Source organism: Kineosporia succinea (assembly GCF_030811555.1).
In the GTDB taxonomy this organism is placed as follows: Bacteria; Actinomycetota; Actinomycetes; order Actinomycetales; family Kineosporiaceae; genus Kineosporia; species Kineosporia succinea.
The window spans coordinates 1,328,971-1,344,422 of sequence record NZ_JAUSQZ010000001.1 but is presented as its reverse complement, the minus strand read 5'-3'; the positions used below and the strand labels follow the sequence as shown (position 1 = coordinate 1,344,422).

The following is a 15,452-nucleotide window of genomic DNA, read 5'->3' as shown; positions in this document are numbered from 1 at the left end:
GAGGGCGCTTCGTGGTGCGAGAGCCCGGACGGTTCTGAACTCCGCGCCTCAGACTTTGTGGATGCGTGCGGATCCCCTTGCCCTCCGGCGGTCTGCCGCTGCCGGTGATTGCGGGGGAGCGGGTCCGGCGCCGGGGCCGGGACGTGCGGAAGGCCCGCGTCCCTGGTGGGACGCGGGCCTTCTCGGGTGGGCCGGGCCGCGGGTGGGCGGCCGGCTCACTCAGCTGTCGGCGGAACCGGCCGGGGCCGGGGCGTTCTCGGCCGGGGCGGCCGCGGACGAGCCGGAGCCCCGGGTGCCGCGACGGCGACGACGGCGGCGCTTCTGGGCGTCGCCCTCACCGTCGCCGTTCTCGCCGGCGTCATCGGCCTCGGCCGTGCCGGCGTCGGTGCCCTCGGCGCCGGCGTCCTCGGCGTCGGACGTGCTGCTCGCGGAGCGGCGACGGCCACGGCGGGACGGGGCCTTCGGCTCGGAGCTGTCCGGGCCGGTGGCCGGGGTGCTCTCGTCGCCGTCGGCGCCGTTCGGGGCGGCCTCGACGGCGCCGCCTTCGACGTCGCCCGGGGTGCCGTCTTCCGGGCTGCCTTCGGTGCCACCCTCGACCGGCAAGCCGTTGCGGGTGCGGCGGCGCTGGCGCGGACGGCGGGTGCGGGGCTCACGGGGCTGCTCCTCGCCGCCCTCGACCGACTCGCCGGCCTCGACGTCGCCGGCCTGCTCGCCCGAGCCGAGCGCATCGGAACCGCGGCCCCGGCTGCGGGAGCGACCGCCACGTGCACCGTCACGGGAACCGTCACGGCCACCGTCGCGACCGCTGTCACGGCCACCGTCGCGCCGCGACGCCGGCTTGGCGCCGCCACCGCGCTTGCCGGTCTCGCCGAGGTCTTCGAGCTCCTCGGCGTCGAGCCCGGCGCGGGTGCGCGAGGCCCTCGGGAGGGTGCCCTTGACGCCCGCCGGGATGTGCAGGTCTTCGGAGAAGTGCGGCGACGTCGAGTAGGTCTCGGCGGGCTCGGGGATACCGAGGTCGAGGGCCTTGTCGATCATCATCCAGCGGTGCAGGTCGTCCCAGTCGACGAAGGTGACCGCGACACCCGTGTTCCCGGCGCGGCCGGTACGGCCGATCCGGTGCAGGTAGGTCTTCTCGTCTTCGGGGCAGGCGTAGTTGACGACGTGCGTGACGTTCTCGACGTCGATACCGCGCGCGGCCACGTCGGTGGCGACCAGCACGTCGATCTTGCCGTTGCGGAACGCGCGCAGCGCCTGCTCACGGGCACCCTGACCGAGGTCGCCGTGGATGGCCGCGGCCGCGAAGCCCCGGTCGGCGAGCTCGTCGGCGACCTTGGCGGCCGTGCGCTTGGTGCGGGTGAAGATGATCGACAGCCCGCGGCCCTCGGCCTGCAGCAGCCGGGCCACCATCTCGACCTTGTCCATCGCGTGCGCGCGGTAGATGAACTGCGCGATCGCGAGCACCGTGGCGCCCGAGTCGTCGGGGTCGGAGGCGCGGATGTGGGTGGGCTGGGTCATGTACTTGCGGGCCAGCGAGACCACGGCGCCCGGCATGGTGGCCGAGAACAGCATCGTCTGGCGGCCGTCGGGCGTGAGGGACATGAGCTTCTCGACGTCGGGCAGGAAGCCCAGGTCGAGCATCTCGTCGGCCTCGTCGAGCACCAGGGTGCGCACGTTGCCCAGGTTCAGCAGGCCCTGCTGGGCCAGGTCGAGCAGACGGCCGGGGGTGCCGACCACCACCTCGATGCCCTTCTTCAGCGCCTCGACCTGGGGTTCGTAGGCCCGGCCGCCGTAGACGGTGAGGATGCGCACGCTGAGGTTCTTGGACGCGACCTTGAGGTCTTCGGCCACCTGGGTGGCGAGCTCACGGGTCGGCACGATCGCCAGGGCCTGCGGGGCGCCCGGCGAGGCCAGGTCGGCGTAGCCCGGGTCTTTCGGGCCGGTGACGCGGTGCAGCAGGGGGATGCCGAAGCCGAGCGTCTTGCCGGTACCGGTCTTGGCCTGGCCGATCACGTCGCTGCCGGCCACGGCGACCGGGAGGGTCATGGACTGGATGGGGAACGGCGCGGTCATGCCGGCGCCCACCAGCGCGTCGACGATGCGCGGGTCGGTACCGAGATCGGCCCAGCTCACGGCCGGGGCCGCGGCGGTCTCGTTCTCGACGACGGCGACGATCTCGCCGGCCTTCTCGAGGTCGGTGGCAGGATCGGTGCTCTCGGAATCACTCGGTGAAGCGGACACGCAGTGCCTAACTCTTCGGGGGCGCAGGCCTGCGGCCGGATCGCGCCGACCCCGGTGGGGTGGCGAAGGAAAAGGCGCTCCGGCGGGCCGCGCTGCGGCATTCGGAAGCCGACCGTGTTAGCGACCGGTCATCCACTTACGGGTGTAACAGTTACCTCTAACTAACTGATCCTACCTGGTCCAGGGCTCGTTACCCTCCTGTCCATGGAGCAGCAGGAGGACAGGTTCACCGATCCGGCATACCGGGCGGCCGTCGTCGACCTATTAGGGACCCTGGCTTACGGTGAATTGAGCGCGTTCATCCGTCTTTCCACGGATGCCGACCTTGCCCCCCGCCTTTCGGCCAAGGCGGACATGGCCGCGCTCGCCGCCACCGAGTTCGGCCACTACGACCGGTTGCGCGCCCGGATCGTGGAGATCGGGGCCGACCCGGAGCAGGCGATGGTGCCGTTCGTGGAGGCCCTGGACGCCTTCCACGAACGCACGAAGCCCTCCACCTGGCTGGAGGGTCTGGTCAAGTTCTACGTGGGCGACGGCATCGCCTCGGACTTCTACCGCGAGATCAGCGCCTACGTCGACGACGAGACGCGCGACCTGGTGCTGGGCACGCTCGAGGCGGGGCAGCGCATGCAGTTCGTGCTGCAGGAGGTGCGTCAGGCCATCAGCGAGGACCCGATCCAGGGCAGCCGACTGGCGCTGTGGGCCCGCCGTCTGGTCGGCGAGGCCCTCAGCCAGGGGCAGCGGGTGGCGGCCGACCGGGACAGCTTCTCGACGCTCCTGAGCGGCACCGACGAGCACCCGGGCATGGGGCTGGTGGGCATCGTGTCGATGTTCAGCCGTCTCACCGAGCAGCACACCCGGCGCATGGCTGAGATGGGCCTGTCGGCGTAGGACCCCCGGACGCGAGGAAGGCGCCATCCGCACGGGAGGGCGCCTTCTTCGTGTCAGAACTCAGATCGTGCCGAAGCCGACCCGTCGGGTCTCCTCCGCGCCGATCTCGACGTAGCCGATCAGGTTTCCCGGAACGACGATCGTGCGCCCCTTGTCGTCCTTGAGACGAAGCAGCGAGCCGGAGCTGATCGCGGCCTCGACCGCGTTCGCCACCGAGTCGGCCGAGTCTTCGGACTCCAGCACGATGTCGCGCGGGATGTCCCGGACGCCGATCTTGACCTCCACGCGAGTGGCCCCTTCCGTCCTTGCCGGCCCCCTCGCGGGGTGGCTTTTCCGACTGGTCGACGAAAGCCTAACCGCACGGAACGATGTCGGGACCGGTGGCACGCTCGGGTTAGCCGACAGCGGAATCGCCCCGGGGTGCCGGGGACGATCCCGCGGTGCTCACGACCGGTGGATCGTGGCGTGGCTCTCGCCCAGACCGGTCAGGTCGGTGACCGGCCGAGGGGTGTTCGGTGGGTCGGACGGCCGTTCGCCCGGCTGATCGGCGTCGATCTGGCCAGGCAGGACGTCGCGCTCGTCTTGCAGCGGGATGGCGGCGATGCCGCGCCAGGTCAGCCCGGCCAGCAACCGCACCGCCTCCTCGCGAGGCATCTGACGCCCCTTCTGCAGCCAGTAACGCGCAGCCACGTGAGCCATGCCGGACAGACCGATACCGATGAGTTCACATTCTGGCCAGGGCAGACCGGTCTGCTCGTGAATGAGCTCGGCCACCATGCGGCCACACTGCTCGTTCACCGACTCGACCCGGGCCCGGACGTCCGGGTCGTTGGTCAGGTCGGATTCGAAGATGAGCCGGAACGACTCGTTCTCGCGGTCGATGAAATCGAAGAATGCCCCCATCGCACCGGCAACCCGCTGTTTGTTGTCGGTGGTGCCCTCGATCGCGCCGCGCAGACAATCCACCACCTCGGCGGAATGCTGTTCTATCAGCGCCAGGTACAGCTCGCGCTTACCCGGAAAGTGCTGGTACAGGACCGGCTTGCTGACTCCGGCACGCTCGGCGATCTCGTCCATCGCAGCCGCGTGGTACCCCTGGGCCACGAATACCTCTCGCGCCGCTCCCAGTAATTGGCTGCGCCGTGCCGTCCGCGGCAACCGGGTTCCGCGCGAGCGCACCTCTGGTGTCGACATTGCTTGCCTCCCCGCATCAGTGCCCGTCAGCGGATGCTAAGACGCTTCGGTGGCGCCCCCGCGATTCCGATGCTTTAAGTGATTGTAAGGCTACGACGCGTTACCGAATCCCGGTGCGCCTAGACACTCTGCGGTCCTTGGTACGTCCATTCGGGTGATCGTCCCCACGTTTGATCGTCACTCAATGGGGTATAGCCGCTACCCCCGAGTTCTTAACCATCCTCTTGCTGCACTGTCCTTCCTCCTGTTGTCGGTTCAACCTTTTCCGAGGCGGGTGTTCGCCCGCAATAAATGACAGCAGTTGGTGAAAGTGTGGACGAAGAAGGGTGGGAATGGGGGACGCATGGGCCGGGTGGGTGACGACGGCGAAACGGTGACGGGTGGGCGCCGGGGAACTGGCGACGGGCGGGGGCCGGCGGGCCGGGGTGAGGGGCCGCCGGGAACGGGGCGTGTGCCTGGTGCCGGTCTCGTGGCCGGGAATCGCGCGGCGGATCGCGCCCGGCCTGTGGGGCTTCGCCCAGGTCATCACGTGATCGCCCGGCCTGGACGCCTGGCCGGGGATCACGGGTGGGGCGGGTAGCGTGCCGGACGGGGAAGTACCCGAACCGGAGGGAAGATCCAGAATGTGCTCGGGAAGGCCGGGAACGCGGCTGATCAGGTCGCTGACCCCGCTCGTGGCCGTTGGGGCGCTGGCCCTGACCGGATGCTCCTCGGGTGGCTCCGGCTCGGCCTCGGCCCCGGCGGCGACCGGTGCGGCCCCGGAAGCGACGAGCATCGGCGACCGGACCACCGCCGACCCGACCACCTCGGCGAGTCAGGCCGCGAGCTCGGCGGCGACCACCACGTCCTCAAGCACCCCGGCGGCCGGCGAAGCCGAAGGCGAGACGGGCACGACCGCCCGGCCCGAAGGGCTGACGCAGAACGACGTCGACGCCGGCGTGACCTCGGCGACCGTGAAGTGGAAGGCCTCGGGCACGCTCAGCACGGTCAAGGGCACGGCCAGGGCTCCCGGCGAGGGCAAGGTCTACAAGGTGCGGGTCCAGGTCGAGAAGGGGGTGGCCGTCGACGGTGAGAAGTTCGCCGACTTCGTGCTCGCCACCCTCAACGACGACCGCAGCTGGACCGAGAACGGCACCCGCCGGTTCGCGCGCACCGACCAGGCCTCGGAGGCGTTCACCACCGTGACGCTGGCCAGCCCGGAGACGAGTGCCGACCTCTGCCGGCCGCTGAAGACGTTCGGCAAGCTCTCGTGCCGCAACGGCGACCGGGTGGTGCTGACCACATATCGGTGGGTCAAGGCGATCCCCGAATACAAGAAGGACCGCGACGGTTACCGTCACTATGTCGTCAACCACGAGGTGGGTCACGCCCTCGGTCACGGTCACGAGTACTGCGCCGGAAAAGGGAAGCCGGCCCCGCTCATGATGCAGCAGACGAAGGGCCTGCTCGGCTGCCGCCCCAATCCCTGGCCGCACCCGTGATCCCCCTGGTCGAGCCCGCCCCCGAGCTCACTCCCGAGGAGATCACCCGCTACTCCCGTCAGGTGCTGCTGCCCGGCCTGGGGTCGCAGGGGCAGCGCCGTCTGAAGAACGCGCGGGTACTGGTGATCGGCGCCGGTGGTCTGGGCAGTCCGGTGCTCACGTATCTGGCCGCGGCCGGGGTCGGGTCGATCACCGTGATCGACGACGACCGGGTCGAGGTGTCGAACCTGCACCGCCAGGTGCTGCACGCGGGGTCGCCGACCGGGACCCCGAAGGTGGACAGCGCGGTCCGGGCCCTGCGGGAGCTCAATCCCCTGGTCGGGGTGACGGCGAGGAACGCGCGGATCACCCGCGACAACGCCCTCGACCTGATCGCCGGTCACGACGTGGTGCTCGACGGCACCGACAACTTCGCCACCCGCTACCTGGTCGGTGACGCCTGCTCGGTGGCCAGCGTCCCGCTGGTCTGGGGCTCGGTGTTCCGGTTCGACGGGCAGGTGTCGGTGTTCTGGTCGCGTCCACCGGCGGGCCACGAGCCGGTGACCTATCGCGATCTGCACCCCACGCCTCCACCGCCCGGCTCCGTGCCGTCGTGCGCGGAGGGTGGTGTGCTGGGGGTGACGTGTGCGGCCATCGGCTCGGTGATGGCGACCGAGGCGATCAAGCTGATCGCCGGCATCGGTGATCCGCTGCTGGGCCGGGTCATGCTGTTCGACGCGGCCGGGATGAGCTGGCAGACGATCCGCGTGCGGCCCGCTCCCGGCTCGTCACCGGTGACGGCCCTCGAAGGGGACTACGACGCGTTCTGCGGTCTGGTGCCCGGGCCCGCGGTCAGCGAGGTCACTGTGACCGAGCTGGCCGAGAAGCTCCGTCGGGGCGACGATTTCGCCCTGATCGACGTGCGGGAGCCCGAGGAGCGGCTGATCGCGTCGATCCCGGGGGCGATCGGTCTGCCGATGTCGGTGCTCCGCACCGGGGACGTGGCGGGGCTTGTCGGCTCCGTCGCCCGGGGGCGTCCGGTCGTCTTCCACTGCAAGAGCGGCGGAAGATCGGCCCAGGCGCTGGAACTCGCCCGGGGCGTGGGGATGGACGACGTGGCTCACGTGCCGGGGGGAGTGCTGCGCTGGATCGACGAGATCGACCCGACGCAGCCCCGGTACTGAGTCGCGGACCGAACCACGACGTCCATCCGCACCGAAAACGTCAGCGGCGCGAGCGCCCTCGCACACCCACCCCGGAGAAGTGCAGGGCCAGCAGGAACAGGCCCAGCGTGGTCAGGGTCGTGTTGGTGAAGGCGTCGCCCAGATCCGCGTTCGCGAAGTCGAGGAGCAGCGCCAGACCGAAGACCACAGCGGCGGCAATCGCGAGCATGGAAACCTCCTGTCGAGGGTCCCCAACGATGAGGACTGTCCGGGCCCGGTGATCACCGGGCGATGGGATGATCTTGGGGCTGCGCGCCCGGATGCGCATTTCGAGTGATCTCGTCCCGCATGTGACCCCAGGAGCACTTCGTGCCTTTCACCGGCAGCCACCCCGCCGCCGTCCTGCCCCTGCTGGGTACGCGCCTGGTGCCGTCGGCCCTGGTCATCGGCAGTATGACGCCGGATCTCGTGTACTACGTCCCGCTGCCGGAGTCGGCCCGCTGGCCGGTGTCGCACCACACGCACACGGTCGCCGGGATCTTCGGGCTCGACCTGGTGCTGGGGCTGGCGGCGTTCGTGGTGTGGCAGGCGCTGATCGCGCCGCTGGCCGTGGCCGTCGCGCCGGGCGCCCTGAGGGACCGGCTGGCTGCCCTGCCCGTGTCGTTACGTCATCACGTCGGGAGCGTCAATGCCGTTGCGCTCGTGGTGGTCTCGCAACTGATCGGCACGGTGACGCACGTGCTGTGGGACGAGTTCACGCATCCCCAGCGCTTCGGCACCCGGCACGTTCCCTGGCTGGCGCAGTGGCACGGGCCGCTCGAGGGCTACCACTGGGCGCAGTACGGCAGTGGGGTTTTCGGGCTCCTGGCGATCGGCTGGGTGCTGGCGCGGTGGTGGCGTTCGGCTCCGGTGCGGCCCCGGTCTTCGTTCCTGACGGTGCGGGCGGCGGCTCTGATCCGGGTGGCCGTCGTGGTCAGCACGGTGGTCGGGGCCGGGATCGGGCTCGCCGTAGCCCTTTCCGGCCCCGTGACGATCGGCCGGGTGGGCTACGACGTGTCGACCTACGGCGGTGGGGCCGGAGCGTTCACGGTGCTGGTGTGCGCCGTGCTGGTCAGTCTTCGTCGGTCTTGATCGGCGTGCCCAGCTCGGCGGCCAGCGCCTCGTACATCGGCTGACCCTCCTGGAGCCAGCCGGCGCGCTGGGGCCAGCCACGCTGCACGGTCTCGATGATGATGCGGTCGAACCCGGGAAGATCGTCGTCCTGCACCGCGGTGAGGAAGTCCGACCAGTGCATCACCTCGAGGTTGGTGAAGTACGGCGCGAGCAGCCCCTCGGCGCGGGAGATGAACGAGTCGTTGACGATGAGCGTGCGGCCCTCGATCATCGGCGCCGTCGTGGACCAGGCCCGGAACACGGCCACACCACGGCCCGAGGGGGACTCCTCGGTGTGGGCGCGGATCGTCACGTCGTCGCGGGTGACGCCGTAGACCGGCACCATCGCCTTCTTCGTGATGCCCATCAGCCGGTAGAGGTCGTTGTCGGCCTGCTCGTCCTGCACCTGCACCGCGTCGGGGGCGCCGGACAGGTCGGCCGGGGCCTCGCCGCGCGCGATCAGCGCGTCGATGACGGTCTTCGACCAGACCAGGGCGCCCTTGCTGCTCCAGTGGCTGTCGCCCTTCTGGAACACCGAGCCCGGGTCTTCGTCCTGCGTGGCCTGGAGCTGGTCCCAGCTGGTGACCACCGGGCCGGACGCCTGCGCACCCCAGGTCTGCTCGGTCTCGTCGCGCACCTGGTTGGCACAGGCCAGCAGGGCGCCGGCGCGGGAACCGAGCGCGTCGGTCATGATCGCGGACTTGTCGGGGGCGATCGCCACCATGATCGACTTGCCGGTGCCGGCCGCGATCGAGCTGAGCCGGTCGAGCCCGGCGGCGGTCCTGGCGGCGTCGAAGTCGTACTTGCAGGGCAACGTGAAGTCTTCGGACAGGAACGGGGTGCGGTTCTTCCCGAGCACCACGGCCGGGTTGAGGCTGGTGCCGAGCTTGTCGCGCGAGGCCTCGCCGATCGCCTCGGTGACGTACTGCCGCAGGGCCAGGCGGTCGCGCAGGGCGGCGTCGGTCTGCTGGGTGTCGGCGCCACTGAGAAGGCCCGACGGGGAGACGTCGGGGAACGAGGTCAGGCTGCGGTTCTCGTCGCCCCAGGGCAGGGGCGGGTCGAGCAGCCAGACGGCGAGCAGGGCGAGCGCGAACAGGGCGACGAGGCCCCGGGCGGCCCTCACGCTGCGCCTGCGGTGACGCTCGGTGCGGAACTTCTCGAGCAGCTCGTCGAGTTCGTCGGTGGCCGAGTGCGGCTCGGGGCCGGCGGTCTCGGGGTCGGTTCCGGTCGGCTTCGCCGGGGTTCCGGGGGCCTGCTCGAGGACGCGCCGGGGCTCGGTCTCCGGGGCCCGTGCGGCTTGGGGCTCGGGGGTGCCTTCCGGGGCGCTCGCGGGCTCGATGACGGGTTCGCCGTTGGGTTCGCCGTCGGGGTCGACGGCGGGTTCGGCGCCGCCGTGGGGGTCAGCCACGACAGCCCGCTCGGTGTGCCCGGCATCGGTCGTGGCTTCGCGCCGCGGTGCGTCCGGCGTCGTGGGCCGGGCTCCGGTGCCGGGCTGCGCCTCGGGGTCGGGGTGGTGGACGACCTCGAGCCGGTCGGGGTGGCGTTCGTGACGCAGGGCCACACCGGAGCGGGAAGCCGACACGCCGCTGCGTACGCCGAACCCGCCGAACGACCCCACCGGACCGACTGGCCGGCCGCCCGCGCCCGGCGAGTGATCGGGTTCGTCGTCGTCCGGAAGGATGATGATTCGGCCCACGGAGAACAGCTTGCCAGAACAATCAGAACTGGAAGTACAGGAACGGGCTGAAATCCAGCCAGAGCACCGAGATCACCGCAACCACCAGCAGGACCGGCGCGGTGACCGCGGCCAGGGGATAGCGGAACTGCAGGCGTCCGGAATGCCCGCCGTGAACCAGTTGAAAACCCGTCGCATTTCGGGGCAGGAAGAACACGAGTATCCCCAGTAACAATGCGAGCTCGTTCCACGGAGTCAGCGTGATGTAAGCGTCCGGTGATGGTGCGCCTCCCGAGAAGCCGAACATGGCCTGCCAGACGTCGACCGCCTCGGTCAGCGTCGGGGCACGGAACGGCACCCAGCTGAACACCACGAATACCGCCATCGCCGCACGTCGCAGCACCGTCATGATCGCGCCGGGGGTGCGCCGGTGGGCACCGGTGACCCGCTCGGCGAGCAGTGCCAGGCTGTGCAGTCCGCCCCAGACCAGGAATCCCCAGGTGGCTCCGTGCCACAGCGAGGTGAGCAGGAAAGTGATCAGGAGGGCGGCGTACTCGCGGCGGATCCCGTGCCGGTTGCCGCCCAGAGGAATGTAGACGTAATCCCGGAACCAGCGCGACAGAGTCATGTGCCAGCGCCGCCAATAATCCGCAGGGCCGATGCTGGCGTAGGGCGAACGGAAATTCTCCGGGAACCGGAAACCGAAGATTGCGGCGAGACCTATCGCCATGTCCGAATAGCCGCTGAAGTCGAAATAGATCTGGATCGCGTAGGCCAGGGCCCCGATCCATGCGGTGCTGGAGTTGAAAGAGCTGCCCGGGGTGCTGAATGCCGCATCGGCCACGATGCCGGCCGAGTCGGCGATGTAGGCCTTCTTGGTCAGCCCCCAGGCGAACCGGGTGAGGCCGTAGGTGGCGTTGCCGAGGGTGACCTCGCGGCTGTCCTTCAGCTCCCTGGCGATCTCCGAGTACCGCACGATCGGCCCGGCGATCTGATGCGGGAAGAGGAAGAGGTAGAGCAGGTAGTCGCGGCTCGAGCGCTCGGGGGGCAGGTCACCGCGACCGGCGTCGACCACGTACGAGATGGCGTGGAAGGTGAAGAACGAGATGCCCAGCGGCAGGGCCCAGTGGATCTGCGGGGCGCCGGGCCAGGCCGTCGAGGCGACGAACTGGGTCACCGGGGGCAGGTACTTGTAGAGCGCGATGGGGATCAGCACGAGGGCGATCAGGCCCGCGATCTCCGCCCGGGGCGCCTTCGGTGCCGCTTCCTGCGGGAGTGCGGCAGGCGCGTCCACCATTGAGGTCGCGGAGGCCCGGGACCTGGCCCTCCCCGCCATGCGGGCGCCGTAGAAGCTCACGAGGGCGACGTAGAGCAGCACGAAGACGTGACCGCCCGCGCCCCAGACGTAGAAGACGATGCTGGCCAGCAGAAGGCAGGCGTTCCGCCACGATCTGGGCACCATCAGGTACGCCAGGAGGGTCAGTGGCAGGAAGAGGAACAGGAACGTCGGCGAGGAGAAGACCATGTCCGCGATCTGTCGGCGGGGTTGTCCGAGGGGCGCTTTCCGGCTTGGAGGGTGAACGGCGGGTCAGGGAAGCTTAGGCCCTTCCGGTGTCCTACTCATCGGGCATCGGTCGAACGGATGATGCTGCGGCGCACCGGGTCACGTAGGTCTGGTTTGAGGGGTTCTTCATGGCATCTGCGCAGGACGCTGTTACTGGTGATGAGGATGAGTCGACCTCTTCGACGGCCGAGACCTACGTCGCGGACGTCCTGGACGTGGTGAACGCCATTCCGCCGGGGCAGGTTCTGACCTACGGCGACGTGGCCGCGCTGGTCGGGCACGGGGGTCCGCGGCAGGTCGGGAAGGTCATGTCGCAGTGGGGGAGTCTGGTGCCGTGGTGGCGCGTGCTGCGGGCCGGTGGACTGCCGCCGACCGGGCACGAGGCGCGAGCGCTGCGGGCGTACGCGCAGGAGGGGACGCCGCTGCGGCCCGGGGGCGAGCGCGTGGATCTGCGGCGGGCGCGCTGGGATCCGGACGTGGGCTGAGGCTTCGGGCGCAGATCGGGCGCCGGAACCGGTGGTGACCTCCGGGGTGGTCCCGGGGCGGCTCTGGTGCGGCCCCGGCCCGTGCGGCCCCGGCCGGGGTGGCCCGGCCCGGATGGCCCGGCCCGGGTGGCCTCACGCATCGTCCGGGCTGAGCGAACCTCTCTTCGGCGGGACGACGGCCGCCCCGGGCCCGGAACTTCCACCGCACCGGGCTCAAGCTGCTGGCCGGTCGGCGGTGTCCCCGGGTGGGAGGGCTCGTCACCCGGGCCGGAATCCGTGCTCGTTCCGGCTCCGGTCCGACTTGTCGGTGGCTTGTGGTCTCATGTCTGGTCATGAGCACCGCGACCCGTGAACGCCGCCCGGCCGGGCCGTCCGTGCGGCTCGTCGGGCCCGGGGCGGCGCCCCGTGAGCTCCTGGTGCCCGACGAGGCCCAGGCCGCGCTGATCGAGCGGCGGCAGGGCAGTGGGCCGGTGGTGGTTTTCGGGGCCCCGGGCACCGGCAAGACCACGGCGCTGATCGAGGCGGTGGCGGCGCGGGTCGAGCGCGACGGGCTGTCTCCCGGTGCGGTGCTGTCGATCGCGCCCACCCGGGTGGCGTCGGCCCGGCTGCGGGAGAGGCTGTCGGCGCGCATCGGCGGCACGGTGCAGGAGCCGATCTCGCGCACGCCGCACTCCTACGCGTTCGGCCTCCTGCACCGCGCCCTGTCGCTCGACGGTGATCCCTCGCCCCGGCTGATCTCCGGTCCCGAGCAGGACCGGATGCTCGCCGACCTGCTCGCCGGGCACGCCGAGGGGCTGGGCAGTGCCCCGGTCTGGCCCTCGTCGACCGGTGAGGAGATCCGGCAGCTGCGCGGTTTCCGCGACGAGCTGCGAGACCTGCTGATGCGCGCGGTCGAACGCGGCCTCACCCCCGAAGACCTGCGCCGGCTGGGGCAGCTCAACGACCGGCCCGACTGGCTCGCCGCGGCCGACGTGATGTCCGAGTATCTCGACGTCACGGCGCTCTCCACCCCCAACGCCTACGACCCGGCGGGCATCGTCGACGCGGCGACCGAACTGCTCCTGTCCGACGACGAGCTGCTCGGCGCCGAGCAGGACCGGCGCCGGCTGGTCGTGGTCGACGACGCGCACGAGCTCACCGTGGCCGCCGAGCACCTGCTCCGGCTGGTCGCGGGCGGCGGGCGAGACCTGATCCTGGCCGGTGACCCCGACTCGGCCGTGCAGACCTTCCGCGGTGCGCGTCCCAGTGCCCTGGCCGATGCGGTGCAGCGGTTCCGCCGCGCCGACGGCGGGCAGGCGGCCGTGATCACCCTCGGCCGGGTCTACCGTCACGGGCCGGCGCTGCGGGCCGTGGCCGGGCGGGTCGCAGAACGGATCGGGGCGGCGGGTACGGCATCCCAGCGGGTCGTGACCGCGGCGGGCTCCACGTCGTCCACCATCGGGGTCGAGGTCTTCGCCTCACCCGCCCGCGAGGGCGCCTACATCGCGCAGCACCTGCGCCGCCTGCACCTCGAGCAGCAGGTGCCGTGGCAGCGGATGGCCGTGATCGTGCGCTCGACCAAGGCCACCGGGCCGCTGCGGCGCTCGCTCGGCGCGGCCGGGGTGCCGGTCGCGATCCCCACCGCCGAGGTGCCGGTGCGCGACGAGATCGCCGTCGTGCCACTGCGTCTCGCCCTGCGCTGCGCGCTGCGGCCGGGGCAGCTCACCGCCGAGGTCGCCTCCGACCTGCTCACCAGCGCGATCGGAGGGGCCGACGCGATCGCCGTGCGGCGGCTGCGCCAGGCCCTGCGCACCGAGGAGCTGGCCTCCGGTGGTGGCCGCGCCAGTGACGAGCTGCTGGTCGAGGCCCTGCTCGACCCGGCCCGCCTGGCCGTGCTCGAGCCGCGCGTCTCCGCCCCCGCGCGCCGGGTCGCGACCGTGCTGGGTGCCGGGCGGGAGGCCGCCGGGCACGAGAACGCCAGTCCCGAAACCGTTCTCTGGGAGATCTGGGACCGCACGGGCCTGGCGATCTCCTGGCGGCGCACCGCGCTGTCCGGGGGCGTGGCCGGCACCCGCGCCGACCGCGATCTCGACGCCGTGATGGCTCTTTTCGAGGCCGCGGCCCGCTTCACCGACCGGTTTCCCGGTGCCGACGCCCAGGCCTTCCTCGACCACCTCGAGGCCCAGGACGTGCCCGCCGACACCCTGGCCGAGCGCGCGCCCACCGACGAGGCGGTCGCCCTGGTCACGGCCACGGCGGCGGCCGGGCTGGAGTGGGACGTGGTCGCGGTGGCCGGTGTGCAGGAGGGCGACTGGCCGAACCTGCAGCTGCGTGACTCGCTGCTCGGCGGGCAGCGTCTGGCCGAGGTGGTCGACGGCCGCGGCGATCTGGGATTCGTGGCGCAGCGCAAGGCCATTCAAGACGACGAGCTGCGCCTGTTCCACGTCGCGGTGAGCCGGGCCCGGCGGCACCTGCTGGTCACGGCGGTGCGGTCCGACGAGGTGATGCCCTCGACCTTCCTCGACCTCGTCGATCCGGACAGCGCCGAGGGGGAGCAGGAGGTGCGCCCGCTCGCCGAGGTGCCGCGGATGATGACGCTGCCGGCCCTGGTGGCGCAGCTGCGGGCGGTGGTGGTCGATCCGCTCGCCACGCGGTCGCGGCGGGAGGCGGCGGCCCGGCAGCTGGCCCGTCTTGCGCTGGCCGGGGTTCCGGGCGCCGATCCGGGTGAATGGTACGGCCTGGCGCCGGTTTCCGTTGCGGGTCCGTTGCGGGAGCCGTCGGCGCTGGTGCGGGTCTCGCCGTCGCAGGTCGAGGCGTTCGGCCGGTGTTCGCTGCGCTGGCTGCTCAACGCCTCGGGCGGGCGGCGCAGTTCGTCGACCGCCCAGGGGCTCGGCGACCTGGTGCACCAGATGGCCGAGGAGGTGCCCGACGGCAACCTGGTCAAGCTGCGCACGTTGCTGGCCGAGCGGTTCAGCCGGCTCGGGCTGGGGCAGGGCTGGGTGGCCGACACCGAGCGCGCGCGGGCCGAGGCCATGATCTCCAAGCTGGCCGCCTACACGGCCGAGGCGAAGAAGGCCGGGCGCACGCTGGTCGCCACCGAGCAGTCGGTGAAGGTCGAGGTCGGGCGGGCCCAGATCGTGGGCAAGGTCGACCGGGTCGAGCAAGACGCCCAGGGCCGCCTCGTCGTGATCGACCTGAAAACCGGCCGCTCCGCGCCGACCCGGGCCGAGGTCGCGCGGCACGCGCAGCTCGGGGTCTACCAGGTGGCGGTCGAAGAGGGCGGTCTGGCGCGGGCGGCGGCGCAGGCCGGGCTGCGGGTGCCCGAGGGCATCGGGGCCGGTGGGGCGGCGCTGGTGCAGCTGGGGCGCGAGACGGTGAAGGTCACGGTGCAGCAGCAGCCTCCGCTGGCCAGTGATCCGGAGCCGGGCTGGGCGTCCGACCTGGTGCACGAGGCGGCCGAGGGGATGGGTGCGTCCGAGTTCCCGGCCAGGTCGAACTCGATGTGTCACGTCTGCGATGTGCGGCGCACATGTCCGCTGCGCAACGAGGGTCGGCAGGTGGGCCGGTGAACGGCGAGCAGGAGGGGCTTTTCGGGCCTGAAGACGCGTCGGGGCCGGGTGATGTGGCGGCCGGCGGGTCGGGTGGGCGTGG

General features: G+C 71.4%; 12 protein-coding genes and 1 pseudogene. 7 read left to right on the top strand and 6 right to left on the bottom strand.

Annotated features, from left to right (window positions below; genetic code table 11):
• Nucleotides 1-219 precede the first annotated feature (219 nt).
• Nucleotides 220-2,172, bottom strand: coding sequence for a DEAD/DEAH box helicase (locus J2S57_RS06010; RefSeq protein ID WP_442358345.1), 1,953 nt, complete (start codon nt 2,170-2,172; stop codon nt 220-222).
• Between the two features lie 270 nt (nt 2,173-2,442).
• Between J2S57_RS06010 and J2S57_RS06005 the strand changes: the two genes are divergently transcribed.
• Nucleotides 2,443-3,129 (top strand): ferritin-like fold-containing protein, encoded by a 687-nt coding sequence (locus J2S57_RS06005; RefSeq protein WP_307239231.1) that lies wholly within the window; start codon nt 2,443-2,445, stop codon nt 3,127-3,129.
• A 60-nt stretch (nt 3,130-3,189) separates the two neighbouring features.
• Here J2S57_RS06005 and J2S57_RS06000 read toward each other — a convergent pair whose 3' ends face one another.
• Together J2S57_RS06000 and J2S57_RS05995 are read right to left on the bottom strand one after the other, a co-directional pair.
• Nucleotides 3,190-3,414, bottom strand: a complete 225-nt coding sequence (locus J2S57_RS06000) for a DUF3107 domain-containing protein (protein WP_307239229.1) — start codon at nt 3,412-3,414, stop codon at nt 3,190-3,192.
• Between the two features lie 300 nt (nt 3,415-3,714).
• Nucleotides 3,715-4,323, bottom strand: a pseudogene (locus J2S57_RS05995) (TetR/AcrR family transcriptional regulator); the annotation flags it as partial.
• Nucleotides 4,324-4,703: 380 nt separating this feature from the next.
• On the opposite strand from J2S57_RS05995, the gene J2S57_RS05990 reads away from it, so the two are divergent.
• From J2S57_RS05990 to moeB, 3 genes are all read left to right on the top strand, one after another.
• Nucleotides 4,704-4,856, top strand: a complete 153-nt coding sequence (locus J2S57_RS05990) for a hypothetical protein (protein ID WP_307239225.1) — start codon at nt 4,704-4,706, stop codon at nt 4,854-4,856.
• Between the two features lie 141 nt (nt 4,857-4,997).
• Entirely contained in the window at nt 4,998-5,804 is an 807-nt protein-coding gene (locus tag J2S57_RS05985; protein WP_307239222.1) for a DUF3152 domain-containing protein, read from the top strand.
• A complete protein-coding gene (gene moeB / locus J2S57_RS05980; protein WP_307239220.1) occupies nt 5,801-6,967 on the top strand; it encodes a molybdopterin-synthase adenylyltransferase MoeB in 1,167 nt (388 codons plus the stop codon). The genes J2S57_RS05985 and moeB overlap by 4 nt, the downstream gene beginning before the upstream one ends.
• A 40-nt stretch (nt 6,968-7,007) precedes the next feature.
• Here moeB and J2S57_RS05975 read toward each other — a convergent pair whose 3' ends face one another.
• Nucleotides 7,008-7,175: a hypothetical protein gene (locus J2S57_RS05975; protein WP_307239218.1), complete on the bottom strand. Its 168-nt coding sequence runs from the start codon at nt 7,173-7,175 to the stop codon at nt 7,008-7,010.
• A 140-nt stretch (nt 7,176-7,315) separates the two neighbouring features.
• Here J2S57_RS05975 and J2S57_RS05970 point away from each other — a divergent pair, with 140 nt between their 5' ends.
• Nucleotides 7,316-8,077, top strand: a complete 762-nt coding sequence (locus J2S57_RS05970) for a DUF4184 family protein (protein WP_307239216.1) — start codon at nt 7,316-7,318, stop codon at nt 8,075-8,077.
• Here the strand turns inward: J2S57_RS05970 and J2S57_RS05965 are convergent.
• Complete coding sequence (locus J2S57_RS05965; protein WP_307239214.1) at nt 8,058-9,794, bottom strand: alginate O-acetyltransferase AlgX-related protein; 1,737 nt, start codon at nt 9,792-9,794, stop codon at nt 8,058-8,060. The genes J2S57_RS05970 and J2S57_RS05965 overlap by 20 nt on opposite strands.
• Nucleotides 9,795-9,816: 22 nt before the next feature.
• Complete coding sequence (locus J2S57_RS05960) at nt 9,817-11,298, bottom strand: MBOAT family O-acyltransferase (RefSeq protein ID WP_307239212.1); 1,482 nt, start codon at nt 11,296-11,298, stop codon at nt 9,817-9,819.
• A 167-nt stretch (nt 11,299-11,465) separates the two neighbouring features.
• Here J2S57_RS05960 and J2S57_RS05955 point away from each other — a divergent pair, with 167 nt between their 5' ends.
• Together J2S57_RS05955 and J2S57_RS05950 are read left to right on the top strand one after the other, a co-directional pair.
• Nucleotides 11,466-11,822 carry an MGMT family protein gene (locus J2S57_RS05955; protein ID WP_307239210.1) on the top strand — a complete coding sequence of 119 codons (357 nt, stop codon included), beginning with the start codon at nt 11,466-11,468 and terminating at the stop codon, nt 11,820-11,822.
• 332 nt (nt 11,823-12,154) lie between these two features.
• Nucleotides 12,155-15,370: an ATP-dependent helicase gene (locus tag J2S57_RS05950; protein ID WP_307239208.1), complete on the top strand. Its 3,216-nt coding sequence runs from the start codon at nt 12,155-12,157 to the stop codon at nt 15,368-15,370.
• Nucleotides 15,371-15,452: the final 82 nt, after the last annotated feature.